The sequence below is a fragment of the Burkholderia sp. LMU1-1-1.1 genome, from assembly GCF_040675865.1.
GTDB lineage: Bacteria > Pseudomonadota > Gammaproteobacteria > Burkholderiales > Burkholderiaceae_D > Rugamonas.
Genome location: NZ_JBEGHG010000003.1, coordinates 175,734 through 200,612, shown reverse-complemented (window position 1 = coordinate 200,612; position 24,879 = coordinate 175,734). Strand labels below are relative to the sequence as shown.

The window sequence follows — 24,879 nt, the reverse complement described above, 5'->3', positions numbered from 1 at the left end:
ATGTCTAATATGGAAAGTTTTGCAGCCCTCTTCGAAGAATCCCTGTCGCGTCAAGACATGCGTTCGGGCGAAGTGATCTCGGCTGAAGTCGTTCGTCTGGATCACAACTTCGTGATCGTCAACGCCGGCCTGAAATCGGAAGCATTCATCCCAGTTGAAGAATTCAAAAACGACCACGGCGAACTGGAAGTCAAAGTAGGCGACTTCGTTTCCGTGGCGATCGAGTCGCTCGAAAACGGTTTCGGCGACACCATCCTGTCGCGCGACAAAGCCAAGCGTCTGGCTTCGTGGCTGGCACTGGAAAAAGCGATGGAATCGGGCGAAATCGTCGTCGGTACCGTCAACGGTAAAGTCAAGGGCGGCCTGACCGTTCTGACCAACGGCATCCGCGCGTTCCTGCCGGGTTCGCTGGTCGACACCCGTCCAGTCAAGGACACCACCCCGTTCGAAGGCAAGACCCTCGAATTCAAAGTGATCAAGCTGGATCGCAAGCGTAACAACGTGGTTCTGTCCCGCCGCGCCGTCATCGAAGCTTCGATGGGCGAAGAGCGTCAGAAACTGATGGAAACGCTGAAAGAAGGCACGGTCGTGACCGGCGTCGTCAAAAACATCACCGACTACGGCGCGTTCGTGGATCTGGGCGGTATCGACGGCCTGCTGCACATCACCGACCTGGCATGGCGTCGTGTGCGTCACCCATCGGAAGTGCTGACCGTTGGCCAGGAAATCACCGCCAAAGTCCTGAAATACGATCAAGAGAAAAACCGTGTTTCGCTGGGCGTGAAGCAACTGGGCGACGACCCATGGACCGGTCTGTCCCGTCGTTACCCACAAAGCACCCGTCTGTTCGGTAAAGTCACCAACCTCACCGACTACGGCGCGTTCGTTGAAGTCGAGCAGGGTATCGAAGGCCTGGTCCACGTGTCGGAAATGGACTGGACCAACAAGAACGTCGCTCCAAACAAAGTTGTCCAACTGGGCGACGAAGTTGAAGTCATGGTTCTGGAAATCGACGAAGAGCGTCGCCGTATTTCGCTGGGCATGAAGCAGTGCAAAGCGAACCCATGGGATGACTTCGGCGTGACCCACAAGAAGGGCGACAAAGTCCGTGGCGCGATCAAATCGATCACCGACTTCGGCGTGTTCATCGGCCTGGCCGGCAACATCGACGGCCTGGTACACCTGTCGGACCTGTCCTGGACCGAAACCGGCGAAGAAGCTGTTCGCCGCTTCAAGAAAGGCGACGAGCTGGAAGCCATCGTTCTGGCCATCGACGTCGAGCGCGAGCGCGTTTCCCTGGGCGTCAAGCAACTGGAAGGCGACCCGTTCAACAACTTCGCAGCCATGAACGATAAGGGCGCGCTGGTTACCGGCACCGTGAAATCGGTCGAGCCTAAAGGCGCCGTGATCCAACTGTCCGAAGAAGTCGAAGGCTACCTGCGCGCTTCCGAAATCTCCCGCGACCGCGTGGAAGATGCCGGTACGCACCTGAAGGTTGGCGACTCCGTCGAAGCCCTGGTCATCAACATCGACCGCAAAGCGCGTTCGATCCAGCTGTCGATCAAAGCGAAAGACAACGTCGAGACCCAGGAAGCGATGCAGAAAATGGCCGCTACCGACAACAACGCAGCTTCGGGCACCACCAGCCTGGGCGCGCTGTTGAAAGCCAAGTTCGATAACAAGAACTAAGAACTAGTCGATGACTAAGTCCGAGTTGATCAACCGCCTGGCTGAGCGTTATTCTCAGCTGGTGGCCAAAGATGCGGAGTACGCCGTCAAGACCATTCTGGATGCGATGACCAACGCCCTGGCGACCGGTCAGCGCATCGAGATCCGCGGTTTTGGCAGCTTCGCTCTGAATAGCCGGCCACCGCGTATCGGACGTAATCCGAAGTCGGGCGACAAAGTGATGGTGCCCGAAAAACGGGTACCGCACTTCAAGCCGGGCAAGCAATTGCGCGAGCGGGTCGACGCGATGGTCGGGCAACCGATCATCGAGGACTGAAGCGTCTGATGGTTTGACAAGAAAGCGGCGTCCTCGGATGCCGCTTTTTTTTATGCACTTTTTTTGAAGTATTCGGTGACTAGTGCCATACTGGCGCTCTTAGAAATCCAGAACAGGAACCAGGCTGATGAAATTCTTATCCACCCTCATTGGAATCGTCCTATTCGTCTTGTTTTTTGGCTTCGCCCTGAAGAATACGCAGGAAGTCGATCTGCACTTTTTCCTCCACTATGACCTGCGCGGCCCCCTGGTGCTGATGCTGCTCGGCTTCTTCGTCGCCGGCGCCGTCCTGGGCGTGCTCGCGCTCACGCCGACCGTGTTCCGCCACCGCCGCGAAACGAACAAACACAAAACCACCATCACGACGCTGCAATCTTCGGCGCAGCAGGTCAACGCGCAGCCGCAGCCCGATGGCGTCACCACACAATAAGCACCACTATCAACGACAAGAACAAGCATGGAATTTGAACTCTGGATGTTATTGGGCATCCCGCTCTTCTTCGGCATGGGATGGATCGCCGCACGCGTCGACATCCGCCAGCTGGTGTCCGAATCGCGCACGCTGCCGCGCGGCTATTTCAAGGGCCTGAACTTCCTGCTCAACGACCAGCCGGACAAGGCGGTCGACGCCTTCATCGAGATCGTGCGCATGGACCCGGAAACGGCCGACATGCACTTCGCCCTCGGTAACCTGTTCCGCCGTCGTGGCGAGACCGAACGCGCCATCCGCGTCCACCAGAATTTGCTGTCGCGTCCCGACCTGCCGCAGGAGCAGAAGGAGCACGCCGAATATGAACTGGGCATGGACTACCTGAAGGCCGGCCTGCTGGACCGCGCCGAGGAAACCTTCAATCGCCTGATCCACAGCCAGTACGCGGTGCCGGCGCGGCGCGCGCTGCTGGAGATTTTCCAGCGCGAGAAGGAGTGGCCGCGCGCCATCGAGGCGGCCATCGGACTGCAGGAATCGGGCGCCGGTTCGCGCCAGAAGGAAATCGCGCAGTTCTACTGCGAGCTGGCGCAGGACGCGCTGGTGCACCTGCATCCCGAGGACGCGCTGCCGCTGCTGGAGAAGTCGCTGCAGGCCGACCGCGTCAACGTGCGCGCCACCTTGTTGATCGGCGACGCGCAGTTGGCCAAGGACGATATCGAGGGCGCGTTGATGACATGGCGCCGCGTCGAACAAATCAGCGTGCCGCACACCGCGCTGGTGGCGCAGCGCATGATGGACGGCTACCGCAAGGTCGGCCGCCCGCTCGAAGGCGTCAACCTGATCAAATCCTACCTGGAGCAGGCATCGTCGATCGATCTGCTGGAGGTGGTGTATAAAGCGGTGCTGGAGCTCGACGGCCTCGATGCCGCCAAGGACCTGGTGGTCGATGAGCTGCGCCGCACGCCGACGTTGCTGGGGCTGGACAAGCTGCTGGAAGCGCGCCTGGTCGATGCGCCGGCGAGCGTGGTGTCGGAGCTGTCGATGGTGAAGAACCTGGTGCACGGCTACACGCAGAAGCTGGCGCGTTACCAGTGCAGCCATTGCGGCTTCAAGGCGCGCCAGTTCTACTGGCAGTGCCCTGGATGCAGCCGGTGGGAAACCTACCCACCGCGCCGCACTGAAGAACTGAACGTAATGAACTAAGGCTGCTGGTTCATGTATTAACGGATGCATGGGTGCACGGGTGCGTGGGTCCACGGATCACGGATGCGCGGGTGCACGAATCCACGGATACACGTAGGGCGGATTAGGCGGAACGCCGTAATCGGCCATCCATGAGCCGCCGACGGAGCATGCATGGCCGATTACGCTACGCTAATCCGCCCTACGTGATTCAGATAGCGCATGCAGATAGTGCATCAAGACGAGCTTAATTAACAAACGAGGACCATGTGAGTACTTCCGTCACCGCTTTTCAATCCCCCGCACTGGACAAGGTGCGCATCCTGGTCGTCGGCGACGTCATGCTCGACCGTTACTGGTTCGGTGACGTCAGCCGCATCTCGCCGGAGGCGCCGGTCCCCATCGTGCGCATCGAAAAGCGCGAAGCGCGCCTGGGCGGCGCCGCCAACGTGGCGCGCAACGCCGCCGCGCTGGGCGCGCACGCCGGCTTGCTGGGCGTGGTCGGCGCCGACGAGGCGGGCACCGAAGTGGAGCAGCTGCTGCAAGGCGGCGGCATCCATAGCTACCTGAAACGCGACGACGCCATCTCCACCATCATCAAGCTGCGCGTGATCGGCCGCCAGCAGCAGATGGTGCGCATCGACTTCGAGGAAGCGCCGACCGACACCGTCCTGCGCGACAAACTGGTTCAGTTCAAGGCGCTGCTGGCCGACTACGACGTCATCATCCTGTCGGACTACGCCAAGGGCAGCCTGGTGAACGTGGCCGACATGATCGCCTCCGCGCGCGCGGCCGGCAAGGTGGTGATGGTCGATCCGAAGGGCGACGACTTCTCGCGCTACAGCGGCGCCACCGTGCTTACGCCGAACAAGTCGGAGATGAAGCGTATCGTCGGCAGCTGGAACAGCGAAGAGCAACTGACGGCCAAGGCGCAGCAACTGCGCGCGGAGCTGAAGCTGGACGCCTTGCTGCTGACACGTTCGGAAGAGGGCATGACCCTGTACACCGAGAACGACCAGTTCCACATGCCCGCGCAGGCGCGCGAAGTGTTCGATGTCTCGGGCGCGGGCGACACGGTCATCGCCACGATGGCGTGCATGCTCGGCGCGGGCGCGGGATGGAACGAAGCGGTGCAGACGGCCAACCGCGCCGGCGGCATTGTTGTGGGCAAGCTTGGCACGGCAACGGTCACCCGCGAAGAGCTGTTCGACGCGGGCGCCTGAGCGCCCGTTCATTCAATTAATCCATGGATACACGTGTGTGTTTGATGTACCTCATAAGTACTGCGTCAACCGTCACTCGGTCCTCTCCCGTTTAGGGTATTCAAGGCGCGATTTCCGCCCTTGCTAGAGACCAACCACGGAGACAGACATGTTCAAAAAACTAATGCTGGGTATTGCCGCGCTAGCCGCCACGATGAGCTTCGCGTTCGCACAAGTGGATGTCAACAAGGCCGATGCGGCCGCGCTCGATTCGATCAAGGGCATCGGCCCGGCCAAATCCACCGCCATTCTGGAAGAACGAAAAAAAGGCGAGTTCAAGGACTGGGCCGACTTTGAACAGCGCGTCAAGGGCGTCGGCGGCAAGAACGCCGCCAAGCTGTCCGAGGCCGGCCTGCAAGTGAACGGCAAATCGAAAGAGGGCGCTACGGCGGCCGCCAAACCGAAAGCCGACAAAGCCGCCGCCAAGGCCGCATCCACGCCAGCCGCAGCAGGCAAGTAAATCTGTCACACCAGCAAAAGCCCGCAGCCCGCGCTGCGGGCTTTTACGTTTTTATGTCTGGTAAGATAGCGCGACATTTTGATTGGAGCCGACCATGTCGCCGCTGAAGATTTCCAGGATACTCCACGCGGGCTATGTCTTCCAGCACGAAGGCACACAGATACTGTTCGATCCGATTTTCGAAAACCCGTTCAGCCGCAATTGCCACGCCTTTCCCGCCGTGCGCTTCGACCATGAACAGATTAAAAAGCTCACGCCGGACGCCGTCTTCATCTCGCACTTCCACGACGACCATTGTTCGATGGAGAGCCTGGACCTGCTGCCGCGCGCCACGCCGATCTATCTTTACTGCCTGTTCGACGAACTGTTCGCGATGATACGTGAGCTGGGCTTCACCGACGTTCGCGCGCTGGCGGTGGACGCGCCGGTGCTAGTCGGCGCGATTGAAGTCATTCCGCGCCGCGCGCTCGATGCCGATGTCGATTCGATGTTCCACATCCGCGCCGGCGGCTTGAACGTGCTGAACGTCGTCGATTCCTGGATGGACCCGGAGACGCTGGAACAGCTCAAAGCCTACGCGCCGTGGGACATGGTGCTGTGGCCCTTCCAGACCATGCGCGAGATCGACGTGATCGCGCCATCGCGCGCCGGGGGCGGCCGGCCGGAACTGCCGGAGGAGTGGCCGGAGCAACTGCGCGCGCTCAAGCCGCGCTACGTCGTCCCCAGCTCTTGCCAGTTCGTGCAGGAGCCATGGTCCTGGTACAACCACGCGCTGTTCCCGATCACCTACCGGCAGTTCGAGCGCGAGGTCGGCGCCTGGCTGCCGGATGCGCGTGTCGTCCGCCTCAATCCTTCCGTCGCGATGGCGTTGACGCCGCAAACGCTGACCCCGGCGGCGCCGCTGCCATGGGTGCTGCCGGTCGGCGAGCAGGACGTCGATTATCAATACGACGCCGACATCGCACCGCCGCCGACCTCCGACATCGCCGGCCATTTCGCGCCGCTGACGGAAGAACAAACCGCGCTGGTGCTGGACTACTGCGGCTCCGGGTTGCTCGATAAATACCGGGAGATGGAACTGCCGCCGGACAGTTATTTCGAGACGCCGTGCGTCTGGCAGTTGTCGGTCTACGACCACGCCGGCGGCGTGCGGCAATACCGCTACCGCATTCATGGCGACAGCATCGTTGCGGCGGGCGACGAGGAGGCGCCGACGTGGCGGACCGAAATCCCCATCGCCAAGCTATACGCGGGCCTGGCGCTGGGGGAGTCGCTGACGTCGATGTACATGCGAATCAGCGGCGCGCCGGCCGACGCCGACATCGTCGACGACCCGTTGATACGCTGCCTGTTCAACGACGCCTTCGGCGCCTACCAGGCCGCGCAACTGCGGCGCCTCAAAGAGCGGAACAGTTAGGCCGGCTTCGTCAGAAAGTCGAAGACGGCCGGGTTGGCGTCGATGGATGGCAACTTGAGGATTTCCTTATGCGTGAGCGTGTTGTCGGCATCCGTGTAGCCGGCCTGCCAATGCTCGTTCATCGTCCTGCGCGAAAACTCCACATCCTTGTACTGGCCCTCGTAGGTCGCCGAACGGTAGACCAGCTCAATGATGTTGTAGAGCGCCGGATCGCCCGCCGCCGCCAGCAACTGCGCTTGTGGACTGGCCGCCATGTCCGCCGGGATGATGGCCAGCAGTTCGCTCAGCGCCGTGTGCAGCTTCTTCACCCTGCGCAGGGAGTCGGTCGCCATGCGGGTACGGCTTGAATACTGGATCTCCTTCATGCGTGTGGCGACGCTGGCCATGTCGCGCGGCAGTTCGCCGCGCGCGCTCCATAAATCGACTTGCCAGACCAGCGTGTCGAGACCCGAGCTGTTGGACAGGACCCACTCCAGCGGCGTGTTCGACACCATGCCGCCGTCCCAGTATTTTTCGCCGTCGATCTCCACCGCATCGAAGGCCGGCGGCAGCGCGCCGCTGGCCATGATGTGTTCGACCCGTATGCGCTTGGTGGCGTTGTCGAAGTAGGCGAAGTTCCCGGTGCGGACGTTCACCGCGCCGACGCTAAGCCTTGTCTCGCGCGCGTTGATGCGATCGAAATCGACCAGGCGCTCGAGGGTGGCGCGCAACGGCGAGGTGTCGTAGAAACTGGTGGCCTGGCTGCCGCCGAATGGGAAGGACGGCATGCGCGGCTCGAAAAAACCCGGCACTCCCCGCACGAACGCGCTGCCCGCCGCGAGCTGGTTGACCCAGGCGCGCGCCGTGTCGACGAGCGTCAGGGCGCTCCAGTTGGCGCCGGGGGCGCAGGCGCCGCCATCGCTGACCAGTTCCCAGAATTCGCGCAGCCGCGCGACCCGGTCCTGCCGCGCGTTGCCGGCGATAATGGCGCTGTTGATCGCGCCGATCGAAATGCCCGACAGCCAATTCGGTTCGATGCCGCCTTCCAGCAGGCGTTCGTAGACGCCTGCCTGGTAGGCGCCCAGCGCGCCGCCCCCTTGCAGCACCAGGGCGACGCTGCCGAACTCCGATGGACCCACGCCGGCGGGCTTGAGCCGGCCGGCTGGCGATATGGTGGTATCGCGCCTATTCACGTTCGGGCACCGGCACGTTGAAGCCGTTCAGCGTGGTCGACACCAGCGCGTACAGGCCCACCAGGTAGATCAACTCGTTCGTGCCATGCTGGCCGAAGGTGTCGATCGCCAGCCGGTACAGCGGTTCCGGCAGCGTACCGCCGCGACTGAGCGCGTACGAGAAATCGAAGGCGACGTTCTCCTCCTTCGACAAATCGACCGGCTTCAGGTCCGCCACCAGCGCGGCCAAGCGCTCGGCCGACATGCCTTCCTTCTCGGCCACGGCGACGTGGGCATACAGTTCATAGGCGGCGTTGTAGCGGGCGCCGACGACCAGAATCGCGATCTGGCGCACGTTGTCCGGCAAGACGGCGTTGGCGGCCATGGCCAGGGTCAGGTCCCAGATCGCCTTGCCGATTCCCGGCTCGTGCAGCCAGGGATTCCAGGGGCCCATCAGGGCGCCGTCTTCGCGCTCGACCTTGAACGCGTTGAAGTTGCTGGCGATGCCTTTGCGCATGCTGTCGTACAGGTCTTTTTGTTCGGGGTTCAGTTCGCTCGGGGGGATGAGTGGAAGTCGCATTTTGTCCTCGGATGGTTGAAGTATGATGTCGAGGAAACAAATGGAGCACTGAGGCCTTGCGTGTTACCTCGGCTTTCATTCTGGCATGGATGAGTTCGGCGTTCGATTAAATCGCCCTTAAGGAGAAGATATGTTGGTAACACTTGGTCGCCGTATTTGCTTAACCGCCATGGCCGCGATGATGGCGCTCGCGGGGATGGGCACCGGCGTGGCGCAGGCGCAATCGGTGGCCTTCACCTTCGACGACGGCCCGCGGCTGGAGCAGACGCCGTTGATGTCGCCGCAGCAGCGCAACCAGGCGATGCTCGACGCGCTGGCCGCGCACAAGGTGTCGGCGGCGCTGTTCGTCACCTGCGACTTCGGCGCGACCAAGCCGGCCGGCTATGCGCTGGCGAAGGCGTGGGGCGATGCCGGCCATGCGTTGGGCAACCACACGATGACGCACCTGGACTTGAACGCGGCCAAGGTGACGCTGGCGCAGTACCGGCGGGAGATCCTCGATTGCGACCGCATCACGTCCACCTTGCCGGGGTATCAAAAGTGGTTCCGCTTTACCTTCCTGCGGGAAGGGAATACGCCGGAGAAGCGCGACGGCATGCGCAGCTTCCTCAAGGAGCAGGGCTATCGCAATGGGTACGTGAGCCTGGACACCAGCGACTGGCGCCTGGACGCGAAGCTGGACGAGGTCCTGCGGGCCAATCCCAAGGCGGATATCGAGCCGATCAGGCAGGCGTACCTGGCGCACGTCAAGCAGCGTGCGATCGCCTATCGCGATTTGTCGCGCAAGCTGGAGGGACGGGATATTCCGCAGGTGCTGCTACAGCATCACAACCTGATTAACGCACTGTGGTTGAAGGATGTGATCCAGCAGTTCGTCGATATGGGCTGGACGATCGTCACGCCGGCGCAGGCGTTCGCCGATCCGGTGTATCAGTTGCAGCCGGAGCGCGCGGTGCCGGGACAAAGCCTGCTGCTGTCGATCGCCCGCACGCGCGGCATGGGCAAGTTCGAGGGGTGGGAGCGGATCGTGGACGACGGCGATTTCGAGATCGAGCAGTTGGAGAAGGCCGGCGTCCGGTAATCGCTATCGCTTGTCGGCGGGTAAATTTGCCAAGAACGCGTGGATCTGCGACACCACCGCCGCGCCTTCGCCCACCGCCGCCGCGACCCGCTTGGTCGAGCTGGCGCGGACGTCGCCGATGGCGAACACGCCCGGCACGCTGGTCTCGAGCGCGGCGCGCGCCGGCATCTCGCGCGGGTACACCCCTTTTTCGAAGTTGGCCTTGCACTGCGATTTGGTGACGTCGAAGCCGGTGCGGATGAAACCGTGGCCGTCGACATCGACGCCGCAGTCCTCCAGCCAGCCGGTGTTCGGGTCGGCGCCGATGAACAGGAACACGCGGCAGACATCGTAATCGCATTCCTCTTCGCTTTTCGAATTCCGGACACGCACCTGCTTCAGTCCATCCTCGTCGCCTTCCAGCGCGACGATCTCCGAATGCGTGTGCAGCTCGATGTTCGGCGTGGCCTGGATACGTTCGATCAGATAGCTCGACATCGTCGACGACAGGCTGTCCTTGCGGATCAGCATATGGACCTTGGAGGCGTGTCCCGACAGGAACACCGCCGCCTGGCCGGCCGAGTTGCCGCCGCCGACCAGCACGATCTCCTCGGTCTTGCACAGCTTGGCCTCGATCGGCGACGCCCAGTAATAAATCCCCTTGCCCTCGAACTGCTTGAGGTTGGCCAGCGACGGCCGGCGGTAGCGCGCGCCGCATGACAGCACCACGGTCTTGGCCTGCAGGCGCTGCAGGCTGCCGCACATTTCCACCTGCAGCGGATAGGTGTCGCAGATCAGCCGGCCGGCGGGGGCGGGGATGGCGATCTCGACGCCGAACTTCTGCGCCTGCACGTAGGCGCGGCCGGCCAGCGCGCGGCCGGAAACGCCGGTCGGGAAGCCGAGATAGTTTTCGATGCGGGCGCTGGCCGCCGCCTGGCCGCCGAAGGCGCGGGTCTCCAGCGCCAGCACCGACAGACCTTCGGACGCGGCGTACACCGCCGTCGCCAGTCCCGAGGGGCCGGCGCCGACGACGATCACGTCCCACACCTTGTCGGCCGGCAGGTCCGGCAGCATGCCGAGGCAGCGGCCGATGTCGACCACGGTCGGGTTTTTCTTCACCACGCCATCCGGGCACACCACCAGCGGCAGTTCGTCCGGCGTCGGCTGGTAGTGGGCCAGCAGCTCGGTCGCTTGCTGGTCCACCTCCGGATCGAGCACGCTGTACGGATGGCCGTTGGCGGCCAGGAAGCTTTGCAGCGTGTGGATGCGGCCGTGGCCGCGCGGGCCGACGATGACCGGGCCGCCCGAGTTCTGTTCGATCAGGCCGACGCGGCGCAGGATCAGCGCGCGCACGATGCGCTCGCCCAGGTCGGCGTGCGCGACCAGCAGCGCGCGCAGCGATTCGGGCGGAATCACCAGCACTTCGACGTCGCCGACGGCGTCGGCGTTGCCCAGCGCCGGACGCCCCGACAGTTGCGCCACTTCGCCGGAGAATTGGCCGGGCGTGTGCGTGGTGATATACGAGGTGTTGCCCAGGCCGTCGAAGCGGGTGATCGCGACGCCGCCCTTGAGCACCAGCAGCATGCCGTAGCTGCTCTTGCCCGCCTCGGCGATTTTTTCGCCGTCGCTGAAGTGGCGCACGTGGCCGAAGCGCAGCATGTGCTTGATGTCGTTGTCGGACAAGGTCGGAAACATCTGGTGGCGGCGGCTCTCCAGGTCGGCCGGCAGCGCCGCCGGTGTTTCAGGGGTGGCGTCGGGCAGCATTTCAAGCGGTGAGGTGGACATGGCGGTCGTGTCGTGTAAGAGTGGGGTGGCGCGCGCGTGGTGCGATGCAGCGATGACGCAAGTCTAGCGCATGCGGCGCCTCCAGTCCAAAGACTTCCGGCACTTTACCTCCTCAGGCAGGGGACGGCCATCCCTTGCCATACGCGCAACGGCAACTCGGATTAAAATGCATGTTTTAGCGAAACCACTGAAGATTGAACACGATGGCTTACAAGACTCTGGAAGATACGATCGGCAATACACCGCTGGTGCAGCTGACCCGCCTGCCCGGCGCGGACGCGGTCGCGCGCAACAATATTATTCTCGGCAAGCTCGAAGGCAATAACCCGGCCGGTTCCGTCAAGGACCGCGCCGCCATGTCGATGCTCAAGCGCGCCGAGGAGCGCGGCGACATCAAACCGGGCGACACGCTGATCGAAGCGACCAGCGGCAACACCGGCATCGCGCTGGCGATGGCGGCGGCGTTGCGCGGCTACAAGATGTTGTTGCTGATGCCGGAGAACCTGAGCGTCGAGCGTCGCCAGAGCATGGCCGCCTACGGCGCGCAGATCATGCTCACGCCCAAGACCGGCGGCATGGAATACGCGCGCGACATGGCCGAGCAACTGCAAAAGGACGGCAAGGGCGTCATCCTTGACCAGTTCGGCAACCAGGACAACGCGCGCGCGCACTACGAGGGCACCGGCCCGGAAATCTGGCGCGACACCGACGGCCGCGTCACCCATTTCGTCAGCGCCATGGGCACCACCGGCACCATCATGGGCGTGTCGCGTTATCTGAAGGAACAGAATCCCGACGTGCAGATCATCGGCGCCGAGCCGGAAGAGGGCTCGTCGATTCCCGGCATCCGCAAATGGCCGGAAGCCTACTTGCCGAAAATCTACGACCGCACGCGCGTGGACAAGGTCGAGGCGGTGTCGCAGGCGTCGGCCGAACGCATGGCGCGCCGGATGGCGGCGGAGGAAGGTATCTTTTGCGGTATTTCGGCGGCGGGCGCCTGCGAGATCGCGTTGCGCGTTTCGCAGACGGTCGAGAACGCGACCATCGTGTTCATCGTGTGCGACCGGGGCGATCGCTATCTGTCCACCGGCGTGTTTCCGGCGTAAAACCTAGCGCGTAAAAAGACGCATCCCTCGCCCCTGCAAGAGGGGGGAGGGACACAAGGGTAAAACGGAGCAGGTCAGTGCCGGGGTAAAACTTAACCCTGGCCCTGGCCTGGTTCGCCTTCCTTTGGTTTGAACTGCTTATCGCTGATGCGGAACTTGTTGCGGCGGTCGCCCATCAAGTAACGCAGGTCGCGAATGCTCAGATCGCTTACTTCGTGCATGCGGATCAGCAGCGAAGCGCCCACTGGCAGGCGGTGGTGGCGAATTTTGCTGATCACTGGCGGTGCGACTTCCAACGCGCGCGACAGAGCCGCGTCGTTTTTCAAACGCAGGTTTTCGATCAGGGTATCGAGCAGGCGGTTGGGATTGTATTGCAGCAGGTCATCGCCATCCGCATCGTTGTTCATATCTATGCCGACTTGGTTTGTCATGATTTCGTCTTTTCCTTCTGTAAAGTTGTCCTGCAAAGTACAACACTCGGAGCTCGCTTTGCTGCGTTAATGTTCATCCTTACCAAGGAACGAATTTACACACGGACCGATTCCGGGATAACAAGTTTCATAATATATACACAATTATACAACATCTCGCAATGTAATACCCGACAGCAATAGAAAAAAATTGCAAAGTCGGGTATTGTTGTCCCGATGCAACATTGTGTGAGAATTATACACCGACTCCTGTGCTACGCTATGGTGCACGCTATTATTTAGCAACTAAAGTTAATTATAAGGCAATTCCGTTGTATAGATGCTTATGATTTGATGCTTTAGAAGCCAGTTTGGATGAATAATTTCCAAGTGTCAACTAAACAATACCGCGTGCAAGTGGGACGAACAACAGCCGTTACGGTTGCTTACATCCCTCATCGCCGTCCTTACACGCGCCCGCGCGCATTGCCGTGCGCCGTTTCTACTGTCCGCCGCGCGCCAGCCGCACCGCGCGGCCCAGCTCGATGACCGACATCGCATAGAAATAGCTGCGGTTGTATTGCGTAATTGCAAAGAAATTACTGTTGGCCAACCAGTATTCGGTTGGGTCGGCGCCGTTTTGCAGATCCACCAGACCATAGGTTTGTTGCTCCGGCACCGGTACAGTGGTGGTGACCCCCGCCGCTATCAAGTCCTGCGGCGCATATTTTGCCGTCAGGCCCTGGTGCAGCATCGGTTCCCACGCCTTGTTGGGCGACACGGCGGCCGCGTACACCAGCGGTCCGCCTTGTTCGCGCTCCCAGCCGTGTGCCGCGAGGAAGGCGGCCACGCTGCCGATGGCGTCGGTGCTGGAGCCGAGCAGGTCGATGTGGCCGCTGCCGTCGAAGTCGACCGCATATTTGATCAGGCTGCTCGGCATGAACTGCGGCATGCCCATGGCGCCGGCGAACGAGCCGCGCAGCGACAACGGGTCGATGCCGTCGCGGCGCGCGAACACCAGCGTGGACTCGAGCTCGCCGCGGAAGAATTCCATGCGGGCGGCGCGCTGCGGCGCCTCCGGATAGGAGAAGGCCAGCGTGGTCAGCGCGTCGACGACGCGGAACCGGCCGGTGACGCGGCCGTACACGGTCTCGACACCGATGATGCCGACCAGGATCTCGGCCGGGATGCCGTACAGCGCCTCGGCGCGGTTGAGCGCGTCGGCGTTTTCGTTCCAGAACTTGACGCCGCCGTCGACCCGCACCGGCTCGATCGTCAGCGTACGGTAGGCGTTCCAGTTTTTCGGCTTGCCCGGTGGCGCCGGCTTGACCAGCTGCACGGCGGCGTCGACATAGCGCACCTGCGTCATCAAGGTGTCCAGTTCCTTGCGGTCGAAGCCGTTGCGGGTGGCGACGTCGTCGAGGAAGGCGCGCACCTCCTTCCATTCGCCGAAGTTGACGTATTCGCCGACGTAATCGATGGCGGGTACGGTTTTCTTTTTGACGGGCGGGGCTTTTTTCTTCTTGGCTTTTTGTTGCATGCTGGGCGGCAGCGTGTAGCCGTAGCGGTCGACCTGGGCGTGGCTGGCGCCGCTGGCGGCCAGCAGCGCGGCGGCCAGCAGGGGGGTAATCAATGTCTTCATCGGCATAAAGGTAGCAGTGTTTTCAGCGTCTTGAGCGACGCCGTTCGTTGTTCGGCCCCGGCGCCGCCGTATTTCAGCGCGCCGTACAGGGTTAAAAATGTCTCCATCGCCGCGTGTTTTTCCGCGCTGGCGGGCATGTCCCGCAGACGGGCAGCATAGCTGAGCGGGCCTTCATCGGGGCGCCGCGCATAACCGTGACGCGCCTGCAGCCGGCAAAAGGCCTGGTACAGTCCGTCGAGCGGCGCGGCCGGCCGGCGTTGCCGCCGCCAGTGCAGCAGCCAGGCCAGCGCGCAGACCGATGCCGCACCGACCGCGCTGCGCCAATTGCCGAACACGGAACCTAGTTCCGCAAGGAAACTTCGCTGCCTCTCTGGATTGTAATCCAGGACCCATTGATTCCAAGAATTATTCAGCGCGGCATAGCGGAATCTGAGTTGCGCCAGCCACGAATCGGGGTCGTTTTGCAGTTCGATGAACTGGCCGAAGCCGAAAGCGGACGGCGCCGGCAGCGCCCGCGCCAGGTTGCGGGCGATGCGCTCGGGCGCGACGGCGCCGGTGGGATCGACGCGGCGCCAGCCCTGCGACGGGATCCAGATCTCGGCCCAGGCGTGGGCGTCGGACTGGCGCACCGTCAGGTAGCCGTCGAGCGGATTCATCTCGCCGCCCTGGTAGCCGGTGACCACGCGCGCCGGCACGCCCATGGCGCGCATCAGCACCACGTAGGCGCCGGAATAGTGCTCGCAGAAGCCGGCCTTGCTGGTGAACAGGAAGTCGTCGACCATGTCGCGCCCGGCCAGCGGCGGCTGCAAGGTGTAGTGGAAGGTGTCGCTGCGGAACATCGACAGCACCTGCTGCGATAATTGGCGCGCGTCCGCCGACTGCGCGGCCCGCTTGAGCCGTTGCGCCAACGCCAGCGTGCGCGGGTTGAAGCCGTCCGGCAGCTCCAGCCAGCGCGCCAGGTTGCGCGGCTCTTCATCGGCTTGCAATTGAAAATCGACATAGGCGCTGGCGGCGTAGCGCACCCGGCGCGCCAACGGTTCCATCGTGAACTGCTCCATTTCATCCGACTCGCGCACGTTGAAGCCCGGCACGCTGAAACGCGGGCCGGTCAGCTCCAGCAGCGCCAGCCAGCGTTTGCCGGTCGGTTCCATCGTCACCTCGTGGTGGATCGCCTGGCCGCGCACGCTGATGGCGATGTCCGTTCTTTGCGCGCCGCGCCGGCGCGGCACGCGGGTCCAGGTGCGGCCGTCGTAGTCGCCCAGCACGATGCTGCGCCAGTACAGCTGGTTTTGCGGCGGCACCCGGTCGAGGAAGCGCACGCGGAAGGCGACGTCGTCCGATTGCGCCAGCGACGACAGCGTCCCCGGCGCCATGCTGTCGGAGATGCCGCTGCGGCCGCTGTGGGCGTCGCCCGGCATGCCCCACAGCGGCCCCTGGATGCGCGGAAAGCCGATGAACATCAGCAGCGCCAGCGGCGCCGCCAGCAGGAACAGCTTGGCCGAGGTGCGCAGCCGCCGCGCCAGCGGCGGCACGGCGCCGGTGTACTGGAACGACTGCTGCGCCGTCAGCAGCACGATCAAGGTGGCGGTCATGAACAGCGCCGCCGCCATCGTCTGCGAATAGAAAAAGCTGGTCAGCAGCACGAAGAAGCTGAGGAAGATGACGACGAACAGGTCGCGCTTGGCGCGCATCTCCAGCAGCTTGAAGGCCAGCAGCAGGGTCAGCATGGCGACGCCGGCGTCGCGGCCCAGCAAGGTGCGGTAGGTCAGGTAGACGCCGGCCATCGCCGCCACCGCGACCGGCACCAGCAGCCACATCGGCGGCATGCGCTTGCCGCGCCAGGTGATGGCGGCGCGCCACAGCAAGGTGGCGCAGACGGCCGCGCTGACCCACGGCGGCAGGTGGGCGAAGTGCGGCGCCAGCACCATCACCGCGGCGACCAGCAGCAGCAGGGTGTCGGCCTTGTCGCGCGGCAGGGCCGCCAGGCGTCCCAGGCCCGCCGTCGGTCCGCGTCGCGGCGTATCGCTCATGCGCCGCCCTCCCGTCCGAACAGCGCCAGCGCGCGCAGGCAGGCGGCGCGGTGGGCGTCGCCCAGCGCCGGACCGTAGGCGTGCTGCGCCAGGCGGAACGTGTAGGGCAGGGCGCGCTGCTCCGCCTCCAGCACCCATTGCGTCATGCGCGACAGTTTCAATTCCAGGTCCAGTTGCAGCGGCAGGTCGGCGAAGTCCAGCGCCAGCTCGGCCACCGCGCCGCCCTCGAAATGCTTGGTCACCAGTTGCCCGCCGAGCGCCGGATCGTGGCGGGCGATCTGGCGCCAGGCCAGATGCCGCATCGGATCGCCCTGCTGGTAGCTGCGGATGCCGGCGAAATTGTCCAGTCCCACGGTGCCGTGGCCGTCCTCGCTGGCGGCGCCGCGCGACGGCAGCGGCTGGGCCGGCGATTCGGGTGCCGGATACACCAGCAGCCGCAAGTCCGGCTGCCAGTAGCTCCACGCCTTGAACAGGCCGAGCGGGAAGCGCGTCGTCAGCTGGATGCGCGGCGCGGCCAGCCAGCCGCGTTCGCGCGTCGGCGCCGACAGCACCACCACGCTGGCGCCGCCGGCCGCCACGTCCGTCACCTGGCGCGGCTCGCCGTGCGCCTGGAAGCCGAGCCGGATGGCGTAGCGATCGAGCCTGGTGGGGTTGGCCAGGTGCAGCTCGAACTGCGCCTCCTCGCCGGCGAACACCGGCTGCGCGCGGCCCGGCGCCAGCTTCAGGAGCGCAAGGTTGCGCGCCGTCAGGAACATGTCGGCCACCGCGCAGGCGCCGGTGAAGAAGGTCAGCGCGAAACCCAGGCCGAGGTTGTAATTGAGGGCGCCGATCAGCATGATCAACAGCAGCAAGGTGAAGGACAGGCCGGCGCGCGTGGGCACGATGAACACGCGGCGCGATGTCAGGGTGACCTCGCCCGGCTCGCTGCCGCGCAGCTGGAACAGCCATTTGTCACGGCCTTTGCGGTACAGCGCTTGCAGGCCGGAAGTCACTACAACGGCACCGATTTCTGCAACTGCAGCACCAGGTCGCGGCTGGCCAGCGCGACGCCGTGCGCCGCCTTGAGCGGACGCAGGCGGTGCGCGCAGACCGGCACCAGCACCGCCTGCACGTCCTCGGGCAGCACATGGTTGCGTCCCTCCAGCGCGGCCCAGGCGCGCGCCGCCTGCAACAGCGCGATGGCGGCGCGCGGGCTCATGCCCTCGGCGAACATGCCGTTCTGGCGCGAGGCGGCCGCCAGCGCCTGCACATAGTCGACCAGCGACGGCGACACGTGGATCTGCTTGAGCGATTGCTGGGCGGCGGCCAGCTCGGGCGGCGTCATCGCCGCCGGCAGCGTCTTGAGCAGCACGCGGCGGTCCTCGCCCATCAGCAGCGCGCGTTCGGCGGCGGCGTCCGGATAGCCCAGCGACAGGCACATGAGGAAGCGGTCCAACTGCGATTCCGGCAGCGGGAAGGTGCCGATCTGGTGGGTCGGATTCTGCGTGGCGATGACGAAGAACGGCAGCGGCAGCGGGCGCGTGACGCCGTCGGCGCTGACCTGGCGCTCCTCCATCGCCTCGAGCAGGCCCGATTGGGTCTTCGGCGTGGCGCGGTTGATCTCGTCGGCCAGCAGCACCTGGGTGAAGATCGGGCCGGGATGGAACACGAAGCCGTTCTTCTCGCGCTCGTAGATCGAGATGCCGTTGACGTCGGCCGGCAGCAGGTCGCTGGTGAACTGGATGCGGTTGAAGCGCAGCCCCAGCGAGATCGCCAGCGCGTGCGCCAAGGTGGTCTTGCCCACGCCCGGCACGTCCTCGACCAGCAGGTGGCCGCCGGCCAGCAGGCAGGTGAGTGCTTGACGTATCTGCAAGTCCTTGCCGACAATGATGTCTCCGACCTGGCGTGCCACCGCGTGCAATTTTGTGTACATGATATGTATGGTAGATTAGCGCCTGGGATCAGCAGAATCAGGAGCGGCGTTTGAACGATTCTATGCGAGAAACTGCGCAGCGGATATAGCGCGGTGACGCGGACCATTCGCAGAGCATGCGCCGCCCTGTAAAAACCATAGACATGACCACAGCCATTTACAGCCATCCCGATTGCCAGCGCCACGACATGGGCGACTGGCACCCCGAATCCCCGGCGCGCCTGCAAGCCATCGCGGACCAGCTGATCGGATCGCACATCAGCGACCTGCTGGAGCACCGCGAGGCGCCGCTGGTGGCGCTGGCCGACCTTGAGCGCAACCACAGCCGCAACGCCATCGCCATCGTGCGCGACAACGTGCCGGCGCCGGGCGGCACCTATCCGATCGACGGCGACACCTCGCTCAACGCCTGGAGCTGGCTGGCCGCCCAGCGCGCCGCCGGCGCCGCCGTGGCCGCGACCGACGCCGTCATCGATGGCGAGATCGATAACGCCTTCTGCTCGGTGCGCCCGCCCGGCCACCACGCGCGGCCGATCGAGCCGATGGGCTTCTGCCTGTTCAACAACGTCGCCGTGGCGGCCAAGCACGCGCTCGACGCGCGCGGCCTGGCGCGGGTGGCCATCGTCGACTTCGACGTCCACCACGGCAATGGCACCGAGGAGGCCTTCCTCAACGAGCCGCGCGCGCTGATGGTGAGCTTTTTCCAGCACCCGTTCTATCCGTACACCGAACCGGAGCCGATCACCGCCAACCTGGTCAACGTGCCGGTGCCGCTCGCCACCAAGGGCGACGCCGTGCGCAAGATCGTCACCGAGCAGTGGCTGCCGGCGCTGCACGCGTTCAAGCCGGAGATGATCTTCATCTCGGCCGGCTTCGACGCCCACCGCGAGGACGACATCGGCGGCATGGGACTGGTCGAGGCGGACTACGCGTGGATAACGGAACAGGTGATGGAGGTGGCGCGCCTGTACGGCAAAGGCCGCATCGTCAGCTGCCTGGAGGGCGGCTACAACCTGTCGGCGCTCGGGCGCAGCGTGGTCGCGCATGTGAAGGCGCTGGCCGAGATCTGATGCCGCCGGCCGGCGTTGCCCGGCCGGCTTCCCCTATTCCGCGCGCTTGAGGTGCTTGTCGAGGAAGGCTTCGACCTGCCGCCAGAAGGCGATATTGGTTTTCTCGTTGCGCCAGCCGTGGCCCTCGTCGTCGTAGATGAGGGACACGACGTTGGGGTTGTGCGCCTTGATGGCGTCGCGGAAGCGGCTGGCGTGGGCGAGCGGCACGCGGCGGTCGCCGGCGCCGTGCGCCATCAGCAGCGGTTGCTTGAGTTCGGCCGCGCGCAACAGCGGCGAATTGCGGCGGAACATCGCGGCGTCGGCCTCGCTGTCCGGGTCGCCGATCAAGGTGCGCATGCCGTAGCCGAGCTCCTCCTGCGACGCGTCCGACTCGCTCGACGTGAACATCAGCTTGATATCGGTCACGCCCGCCCACTCGACGCCGGCGCGGAAGATTTGCGGGTCCTTGATCAGTCCCATCAACGTGGCGTAGCCGCCGTAGCTGGCGCCCATGATGCCGATGCGCTTGGGATCGGCCCAGCCCTGCTTGACGGCCCACTGTGCGGCGTCGGCCAGATCGTCCTGCATCGCGCCGCCCCATTGCTTCCAGCCGGCCTCGAAGTGCGCCTGGCCGAAGCCGGTGCTGCCGCGAAACTCCGGCTGGATCACCACATAGCCGCGCGAAGCCAGGAAGGCCGCCTCCTGGTCCCACTCCCACGAGGCGCCGCGCACATGGGGCCCGCCGTGCACCAGCACCACCGCCGGGCGCGGCCCGGCCGCCTTGACGGCCGGCATGGTCACATAGGCGGGAATGGAACGGCCGTCGCGCGCCGTGTAGTGGTGGAAGCTGCGCGGCCCCATCTGCGCCGGCTTGAGGTCGGGATGCGTGCCGCCCAGGCCGATCACGGCGCCGGTGGCGCGGGTGTAGAGCACGTACTGGGGCGGCTGGCGGTCGGAGGCCGAACGGATCAGCAGCACGGGCGAGCCGAGGCAGTCGGCGCCGCACAGCACGGTGTTGATGGTCCCGGGCAGGGCGGCGTCGATCTTGGCCTGGTCGGCCTTCATGCGCCCGTTGAACCAGACCGTGGTGTCGGCGTCGGTTTCCAGATGGATGCCGATCAGCCGTTTGGTCGGGTAGTCGATCTCGGCCGTGCCGCGGAAATCGAAGCCCTCCGCCTCCACGGTGGGTTCCTTGTCCATCGCCATCGTCTTCAGGTCGTAGCGGAACAGCGCGGCATAGCCTTTGTGGGACGCTTGCACGTAGAGCGTGTCGGCGCCGTCGAAGAACAGCGGCGCGAAGCGCCGGTTCTCGTAACACAGGCCGTTGTCGATCTGGGTCCAGCTTGTCGCGTCCGGTTGGCGGTAGGAGGCGATGCAACGGCCCTTGACCTTCGACAGCACCACGCGCGGCACGGCGTTGGCGTCGGTGATCCAGCGGTCGCTGGCCTCGGGCTGGCCCCCCTCGAACGTGCTGCTCAGCTTGAGCGTGCGGGTGTTGAGCCGGTACAGGCGAGACGAGGCGGGGCCGAGGTCGGTGTGGTTCCAGCGGTATTTCTTCACCAGGATGTCGTCCGAGCCGTCGTTGGCGGCGCCGTGGAAGGCGTAGTCGGCGGTCAGGACGCGGCTGGTCAGCATCGAACCGGTCGGCGGCGCGTCGGTGTTGTGCGCCCAGTTGCCGTTGATCAGATGCCGGTGGTTGGCGCCGTCGCGGTCGATGGCGAACTCGTCCAGGTTGGTCTCGAAATTCAGGCGCATGTTTTTCAGCGTGAAGCCGATGCGGTTTTCGGAGATCCAATGGGTGGCGTGAAAGACGGCCGTCTCCGGATCGACCCGGCTGACGACCTTGACCTGTTTGAGGTCGGCGGTATCGCGGATCACCAGCGCCTGCGTGCCATCGGCCAGCATGGTAACCATCGCCACATAGCCGCCCTTGGGCGAGAGCGCGGCGTGGCTGACTTGACTGGTCTGGAAGAAGCCGGCGACGGCCGGCATGTCGTCGGCGGCGGCGTGGTGCAGCGCGGCCGCGCACAGTGCGGCGGCCAATAGGTAAAAACGGGAGCGTCGCATGCAATGACCAATGTCGTTAGGAATTTGGCAATCCTATTCGGTATGGACTTATTTGTCTATGCGCGGACGCAAGATCACCTTGCGGCAACTGTCCTTCTTGCGAAAAAACACCGGGGTCAGGTCCACCAATTCTACACGTCCTGGACCGTAGGGCGGGCGGTTTGCCCGCTACTGCTCAGCTTGTGTAGAAATGGTGGACCTGACCCCGGAGTTGCGGGTTGTTACTTTTTATCAGGCGTTGACGGCGTGGCCGTTTTTGGACGACCAGCGGTACAGGCCCACGACCACGAACGTGGCGACGATCAGCGAGATGATCATCGTGTGCGCTTCGCTCAGCGAGTTGTGGATGGCCAGCGGCTCGCCTTCGCCCGACAGCACGATCAGGCCGGCCAGCGCGACGTTGAACAAGCTCTCGCCGACGATGAAGCCGGACATGACCAGCACCGCGAGGCGCTTGGCCGTTTCGCCGCCGGCCGATTTGCCGCAGGCGCGCTCGAAGAAGTAGCCGGCCACCGCGCCCACCACCACCGGCGTGATCACCGAACTAGGCAGGTAGATCGCCAGGCCCACGCCCAGCGGCGGCAGGCTGTATTTGTCGTTGCTGGCTTTTTTCAGCACGAAGTTGATCGCCACCAGCACCAATCCCACCAGCACGCCGTAGCCGAGCAGGTTCCATTGCAGGTTGCCGCCGATGACGCCCTTGGCCAAGGTCGAGATCAACAGCGCCTGCGGCGCGGCCAGCGGCTGGTCCGAGATCGAGTCGAGGTTCGGCGCGCCGACGAAGCCGTTGGCGTGGTTGAGCAGCTCGAGCACCGGCGGCACCACGCAGGAACCGGCGAACACGCCGATCAACAGCGCGACCTGCTGCTTCCACGGCGTGGCGTCGACCAGTTGGCCGGTTTTCAGATCCTGCAGGTTGTCGTTGCCGATGACGGCCACCGCCAGCACCACGGTGGTGACGAACAGCGCGAAGGCGATCAGTGCCTGCGCCACTTCCGGACCCATGATGCTGCGGCCGACCATACCCACGCTCAGCGCCGCGCCCAGGATCGTCAAGATGGCGATGCCCGACACCGGCGAGTTGGAGGAGCCGATCAGGCCCGCCATGTAGCCGCACACGGCTGCGGCGAGGATGCCGGCGACCAGGATGTAGGCGATGCCGACGGCCACCAGCGGGAAGGCGATCGACGACAGCGGACCGCCCTGCAGGAAGCTGGTGAGCAGCCAGCCGGCCGGCACCATCGCCACCAGGGTGACCAGGCCGACGATGAAGATCGGCATATCCATCTCGGTGCGTTCCAGCACGGCGCCATCGAGCTTGGCGCGGCGCGCGGTCTCCATGGCCGATTTCAGGCCGCCGAAGATCGGCTTGGCCAGGCCGGCCAGGGTGATGATCGCGGCGATGCCGATCACGCCCGCGCCCATCATGCGCACTTCGGTTTTCCAGATGCCCAGCGCGTGGCCGGCGGCGTCGACGCCGGCGGCGGCCGGGGTCAGGGACGTCATCAGCGGCACCATGATGCCCCAGGCGATGACCAGGCCGGCGAGCATCGCCAGGCCGACCGTGATGCCCATCAGGTGGCCGGCGCCGATCAGCGCCAGCGAACCGGAGGCGCCGATGCCGGTGGCGCCGGCGCCCGTGCGGAAGTAGAACGACAATTCGCCGGCCATTACCTTGACGGCGGCGCCGGCGGCGAACAGCGCCGAGCTGACGGCGCCCAGCACCACCGCGCGCAGGCCGGCCTTGCCCTCGGCCGCGCCGGCGCGCGAGGCCGTGCCGACCTTGAGCACCTCGGCGGCGGCGACGCCCTCCGGATACGGCAGGTTCGATTGCGACACCAGCGCGCGGCGCAGCGGCACCGTGTACATCACGCCCAACACGCCGCCGATGGCGCAGGCACCGAAGGTCGGCCAGAACGGCACGTGCGCCCACCAGCCGATCATCAGCAGGCCTGGCAGCACGAAAATCACCGACGCCAGCGTGCCGGCGGCCGAGGCGATCGTCTGGACGATGTTGTTTTCCTGGATGGTGGCGTTCTTGAAGGCGCTCAAAAGCGCCATCGAGATCACCGCCGCCGGAATCGACGTGGCGAAGGTCAGGCCCACTTTCAGGCCCAGGTAGACCTGTGCCGCCGTGAATACCAGCGTAATCAGGATGCCCAGAATAATGCCGCGGAGGGTGATCTCCCTCGGGTTGGACGGTGCAGCTATGCTCATCTTCAGCACTCCGGTTGAAAAATATTGTTTATATGGTCAGAAAAACGGAAAAGCGACTCATGATATCCGAATCCCGTCCGGGTCAGCAGGTAAAATAGCGGATTGTCAGAACGATTTTGAAGGTCAGAGCATGTCGATACAATGGTACCCGGGGCACATGAACGCCGCCAAGAAGAAGGCGGCGGAGCAGATGGAGAACACCGATCTGGTGATCGAGGTGGTCGACGCGCGCCTGCCGGAGGCCAGCACCAATCCGATGGTGGAGGAGCTGCGCAAGTTCCGCCAGCGTCCGTGCCTGAAGATCCTCAACAAGATCGATCTGGCCGATCCCGCCGCCACGGCGGCGTGGGTAGCGTATTACAACGCGCAGGAGGGCGTGACGGCGTTCGCGATGACGACCAAGAAGCCGGCCGACGTCACGCGCGTGCCGGAACTGGCCAAGCAGCTGGCGCCGCACCGTGGCGTGCCGACCAAGCCGCTGCGCATCATGATCATGGGGATTCCCAACGTCGGCAAGTCGACCCTGATGAACGCGCTGCTCAAGCGCAAAGTGGCCAAGGTCGGCGACGAGCCGGCGGTGACCAAGCAGCAGCAGAAGCTTTATCTGGACAAGAACACCATCCTGGTCGACACGCCCGGCATGCTGTGGCCGAAGATCGCGCTGCCGAGCGACGGCTTGATGCTGGCCGCCAGCCACGCCATCGGTTCGAACGCGCTGATCGAGGAGGAGGTGGCGGTGTTCCTGGCCGACGAGATGCTGAAGTACTATCCGCAGCTGCTGGTGGCGCGCTACGGCTTCAAGGACATCGAAACGTTCGACGGCATCGCGGTGGTGGAGGGCGTGGCGGCCAAGCGCGGCTTCCGGCAGAAGGGCGGCGACCTGGATTTCGAGAAGGCGTCGCACACCTTCCTGGGCGACTACCGCAGCGGCACATTGGGCCGCATTTCGCTCGAGACGCCGGCGTCTCGCAAGGAGCGATTGGATGCATACGCGGTGGAGGCGACCGCCAAGGCGGCCGAAAAAGCCGCGATCGCCGAAGCCAAGGCCGCCGAATACGCCAAGGGCAAACGCGGGACGTAAACAACTTCGTTAGCACCCAACCCGCAGATCCGG

Annotated in this window: 21 protein-coding genes; 11 read left to right on the top strand and 10 right to left on the bottom strand. The window is 64.4% G+C overall.

Features of this window, described 5'->3' with window-relative positions:
* The first annotated feature begins 9 nt into the window (after positions 1-9).
* From rpsA to MRBLMU1_RS04440, 7 genes are all read left to right on the top strand, one after another.
* Positions 10-1,689 carry a 30S ribosomal protein S1 gene (rpsA, locus tag MRBLMU1_RS04470; RefSeq protein ID WP_020705490.1) on the top strand — a complete coding sequence of 560 codons (1,680 nt, stop codon included), beginning with the start codon at positions 10-12 and terminating at the stop codon, positions 1,687-1,689.
* Between the two features lie 10 nt (positions 1,690-1,699).
* Entirely contained in the window at positions 1,700-2,005 is a 306-nt protein-coding gene (locus MRBLMU1_RS04465) for an integration host factor subunit beta (RefSeq protein ID WP_008446215.1), read from the top strand.
* Between the two features lie 127 nt (positions 2,006-2,132).
* Positions 2,133-2,435, top strand: a complete 303-nt coding sequence (locus tag MRBLMU1_RS04460; protein ID WP_209726392.1) for a LapA family protein — start codon at positions 2,133-2,135, stop codon at positions 2,433-2,435.
* 27 nt (positions 2,436-2,462) lie between these two features.
* Complete coding sequence (lapB, locus tag MRBLMU1_RS04455; protein WP_363497604.1) at positions 2,463-3,638, top strand: lipopolysaccharide assembly protein LapB; 1,176 nt, start codon at positions 2,463-2,465, stop codon at positions 3,636-3,638.
* Between the two features lie 248 nt (positions 3,639-3,886).
* Complete coding sequence (gene rfaE1, locus MRBLMU1_RS04450; protein ID WP_363497601.1) at positions 3,887-4,840, top strand: D-glycero-beta-D-manno-heptose-7-phosphate kinase; 954 nt, start codon at positions 3,887-3,889, stop codon at positions 4,838-4,840.
* A 148-nt stretch (positions 4,841-4,988) separates the two neighbouring features.
* Positions 4,989-5,339, top strand: a complete 351-nt coding sequence (locus tag MRBLMU1_RS04445) for a ComEA family DNA-binding protein (RefSeq protein ID WP_363497598.1) — start codon at positions 4,989-4,991, stop codon at positions 5,337-5,339.
* Positions 5,340-5,433: 94 nt separating this feature from the next.
* The gene (locus tag MRBLMU1_RS04440; RefSeq protein ID WP_363497595.1) at positions 5,434-6,756 is read left to right on the top strand and encodes an MBL fold metallo-hydrolase; all 1,323 of its coding nucleotides are present in this window, start codon (positions 5,434-5,436) and stop codon (positions 6,754-6,756) included.
* Here the strand turns inward: MRBLMU1_RS04440 and MRBLMU1_RS04435 are convergent.
* Positions 6,753-7,928, bottom strand: a complete 1,176-nt coding sequence (locus MRBLMU1_RS04435) for a patatin-like phospholipase family protein (RefSeq protein ID WP_363497592.1) — start codon at positions 7,926-7,928, stop codon at positions 6,753-6,755. The two genes, MRBLMU1_RS04440 and MRBLMU1_RS04435, sit on opposite strands and share 4 nt — an antisense overlap.
* Positions 7,921-8,487, bottom strand: a complete 567-nt coding sequence (locus tag MRBLMU1_RS04430; protein WP_363497589.1) for a carboxymuconolactone decarboxylase family protein — start codon at positions 8,485-8,487, stop codon at positions 7,921-7,923. The genes MRBLMU1_RS04435 and MRBLMU1_RS04430 overlap by 8 nt, the downstream gene beginning before the upstream one ends.
* A gap of 130 nt (positions 8,488-8,617) precedes the next feature.
* On the opposite strand from MRBLMU1_RS04430, the gene MRBLMU1_RS04425 reads away from it, so the two are divergent.
* Positions 8,618-9,568: a polysaccharide deacetylase family protein gene (locus tag MRBLMU1_RS04425; protein ID WP_363497586.1), complete on the top strand. Its 951-nt coding sequence runs from the start codon at positions 8,618-8,620 to the stop codon at positions 9,566-9,568.
* 3 nt (positions 9,569-9,571) lie between these two features.
* Here MRBLMU1_RS04425 and MRBLMU1_RS04420 read toward each other — a convergent pair whose 3' ends face one another.
* The gene (locus MRBLMU1_RS04420) at positions 9,572-11,332 is read right to left on the bottom strand and encodes an FAD-dependent oxidoreductase (protein WP_363497583.1); all 1,761 of its coding nucleotides are present in this window, start codon (positions 11,330-11,332) and stop codon (positions 9,572-9,574) included.
* 203 nt (positions 11,333-11,535) lie between these two features.
* On the opposite strand from MRBLMU1_RS04420, the gene cysM reads away from it, so the two are divergent.
* Positions 11,536-12,438: a cysteine synthase CysM gene (gene cysM / locus MRBLMU1_RS04415; protein ID WP_363497580.1), complete on the top strand. Its 903-nt coding sequence runs from the start codon at positions 11,536-11,538 to the stop codon at positions 12,436-12,438.
* Between the two features lie 92 nt (positions 12,439-12,530).
* Here the strand turns inward: cysM and MRBLMU1_RS04410 are convergent, their stop codons facing one another.
* The 5 genes from MRBLMU1_RS04410 to MRBLMU1_RS04390 form a co-directional block, all read right to left on the bottom strand.
* Complete coding sequence (locus tag MRBLMU1_RS04410) at positions 12,531-12,869, bottom strand: hypothetical protein (protein WP_090315555.1); 339 nt, start codon at positions 12,867-12,869, stop codon at positions 12,531-12,533.
* 481 nt (positions 12,870-13,350) lie between these two features.
* Positions 13,351-14,490, bottom strand: a complete 1,140-nt coding sequence (gene mltB, locus MRBLMU1_RS04405) for a lytic murein transglycosylase B (RefSeq protein WP_363497577.1) — start codon at positions 14,488-14,490, stop codon at positions 13,351-13,353.
* Positions 14,487-16,520, bottom strand: a complete 2,034-nt coding sequence (locus MRBLMU1_RS04400; RefSeq protein ID WP_363497574.1) for a transglutaminase TgpA family protein — start codon at positions 16,518-16,520, stop codon at positions 14,487-14,489. Before MRBLMU1_RS04400 ends, mltB begins: the two co-directional genes overlap by 4 nt.
* Positions 16,517-17,512: a DUF58 domain-containing protein gene (locus MRBLMU1_RS04395; protein WP_363497571.1), complete on the bottom strand. Its 996-nt coding sequence runs from the start codon at positions 17,510-17,512 to the stop codon at positions 16,517-16,519. Before MRBLMU1_RS04395 ends, MRBLMU1_RS04400 begins: the two co-directional genes overlap by 4 nt.
* Complete coding sequence (locus tag MRBLMU1_RS04390) at positions 17,512-18,432, bottom strand: AAA family ATPase (protein ID WP_363497569.1); 921 nt, start codon at positions 18,430-18,432, stop codon at positions 17,512-17,514. Before MRBLMU1_RS04390 ends, MRBLMU1_RS04395 begins: the two co-directional genes overlap by 1 nt.
* Positions 18,433-18,575: 143 nt before the next feature.
* Between MRBLMU1_RS04390 and MRBLMU1_RS04385 the strand changes: the two genes are divergently transcribed.
* Positions 18,576-19,502, top strand: a complete 927-nt coding sequence (locus MRBLMU1_RS04385; protein WP_363497566.1) for a histone deacetylase family protein — start codon at positions 18,576-18,578, stop codon at positions 19,500-19,502.
* A 33-nt stretch (positions 19,503-19,535) separates the two neighbouring features.
* Here MRBLMU1_RS04385 and MRBLMU1_RS04380 read toward each other — a convergent pair whose 3' ends face one another.
* Both MRBLMU1_RS04380 and MRBLMU1_RS04375 read right to left on the bottom strand, forming a co-directional pair.
* Positions 19,536-21,548, bottom strand: a complete 2,013-nt coding sequence (locus tag MRBLMU1_RS04380; RefSeq protein ID WP_363497563.1) for an alpha/beta hydrolase family protein — start codon at positions 21,546-21,548, stop codon at positions 19,536-19,538.
* A 231-nt stretch (positions 21,549-21,779) separates the two neighbouring features.
* The gene (locus MRBLMU1_RS04375; RefSeq protein ID WP_363497560.1) at positions 21,780-23,765 is read right to left on the bottom strand and encodes an OPT family oligopeptide transporter; all 1,986 of its coding nucleotides are present in this window, start codon (positions 23,763-23,765) and stop codon (positions 21,780-21,782) included.
* 130 nt (positions 23,766-23,895) lie between these two features.
* Between MRBLMU1_RS04375 and ylqF the strand changes: the two genes are divergently transcribed.
* Positions 23,896-24,846, top strand: coding sequence for a ribosome biogenesis GTPase YlqF (gene ylqF / locus MRBLMU1_RS04370; RefSeq protein ID WP_363497557.1), 951 nt, complete (start codon positions 23,896-23,898; stop codon positions 24,844-24,846).
* Positions 24,847-24,879: the final 33 nt, after the last annotated feature.

Excerpts from the sequence above, each read along its gene's own strand:
- MRBLMU1_RS04385 (WP_363497566.1), top strand. The coding sequence starts at position 18,576 with ATGACCACAGCCATTTACAGCCATCCCGATTGCCAGCGCCACGACATG.
- rpsA (WP_020705490.1), top strand. The coding sequence starts at position 10 with ATGGAAAGTTTTGCAGCCCTCTTCGAAGAATCCCTGTCGCGTCAAGAC.
- MRBLMU1_RS04375 (WP_363497560.1), bottom strand. The coding sequence starts at position 23,765 with ATGAGCATAGCTGCACCGTCCAACCCGAGGGAGATCACCCTCCGCGGC.
- MRBLMU1_RS04465 (WP_008446215.1), top strand. The coding sequence starts at position 1,700 with ATGACTAAGTCCGAGTTGATCAACCGCCTGGCTGAGCGTTATTCTCAG.
- MRBLMU1_RS04400 (WP_363497574.1), bottom strand. The coding sequence starts at position 16,520 with ATGAGCGATACGCCGCGACGCGGACCGACGGCGGGCCTGGGACGCCTG.
- MRBLMU1_RS04425 (WP_363497586.1), top strand. The coding sequence starts at position 8,618 with ATGTTGGTAACACTTGGTCGCCGTATTTGCTTAACCGCCATGGCCGCG.
- MRBLMU1_RS04410 (WP_090315555.1), bottom strand. The coding sequence starts at position 12,869 with ATGACAAACCAAGTCGGCATAGATATGAACAACGATGCGGATGGCGAT.
- lapB (WP_363497604.1), top strand. The coding sequence starts at position 2,463 with ATGGAATTTGAACTCTGGATGTTATTGGGCATCCCGCTCTTCTTCGGC.
- MRBLMU1_RS04445 (WP_363497598.1), top strand. The coding sequence starts at position 4,989 with ATGTTCAAAAAACTAATGCTGGGTATTGCCGCGCTAGCCGCCACGATG.
- MRBLMU1_RS04380 (WP_363497563.1), bottom strand. The coding sequence starts at position 21,548 with ATGCGACGCTCCCGTTTTTACCTATTGGCCGCCGCACTGTGCGCGGCC.
- MRBLMU1_RS04440 (WP_363497595.1), top strand. The coding sequence starts at position 5,434 with ATGTCGCCGCTGAAGATTTCCAGGATACTCCACGCGGGCTATGTCTTC.
- MRBLMU1_RS04420 (WP_363497583.1), bottom strand. The coding sequence starts at position 11,332 with ATGTCCACCTCACCGCTTGAAATGCTGCCCGACGCCACCCCTGAAACA.
- MRBLMU1_RS04460 (WP_209726392.1), top strand. The coding sequence starts at position 2,133 with ATGAAATTCTTATCCACCCTCATTGGAATCGTCCTATTCGTCTTGTTT.
- mltB (WP_363497577.1), bottom strand. The coding sequence starts at position 14,490 with ATGAAGACATTGATTACCCCCCTGCTGGCCGCCGCGCTGCTGGCCGCC.
- MRBLMU1_RS04390 (WP_363497569.1), bottom strand. The coding sequence starts at position 18,432 with ATGTACACAAAATTGCACGCGGTGGCACGCCAGGTCGGAGACATCATT.
- MRBLMU1_RS04430 (WP_363497589.1), bottom strand. The coding sequence starts at position 8,487 with ATGCGACTTCCACTCATCCCCCCGAGCGAACTGAACCCCGAACAAAAA.
- ylqF (WP_363497557.1), top strand. The coding sequence starts at position 23,896 with ATGTCGATACAATGGTACCCGGGGCACATGAACGCCGCCAAGAAGAAG.
- cysM (WP_363497580.1), top strand. The coding sequence starts at position 11,536 with ATGGCTTACAAGACTCTGGAAGATACGATCGGCAATACACCGCTGGTG.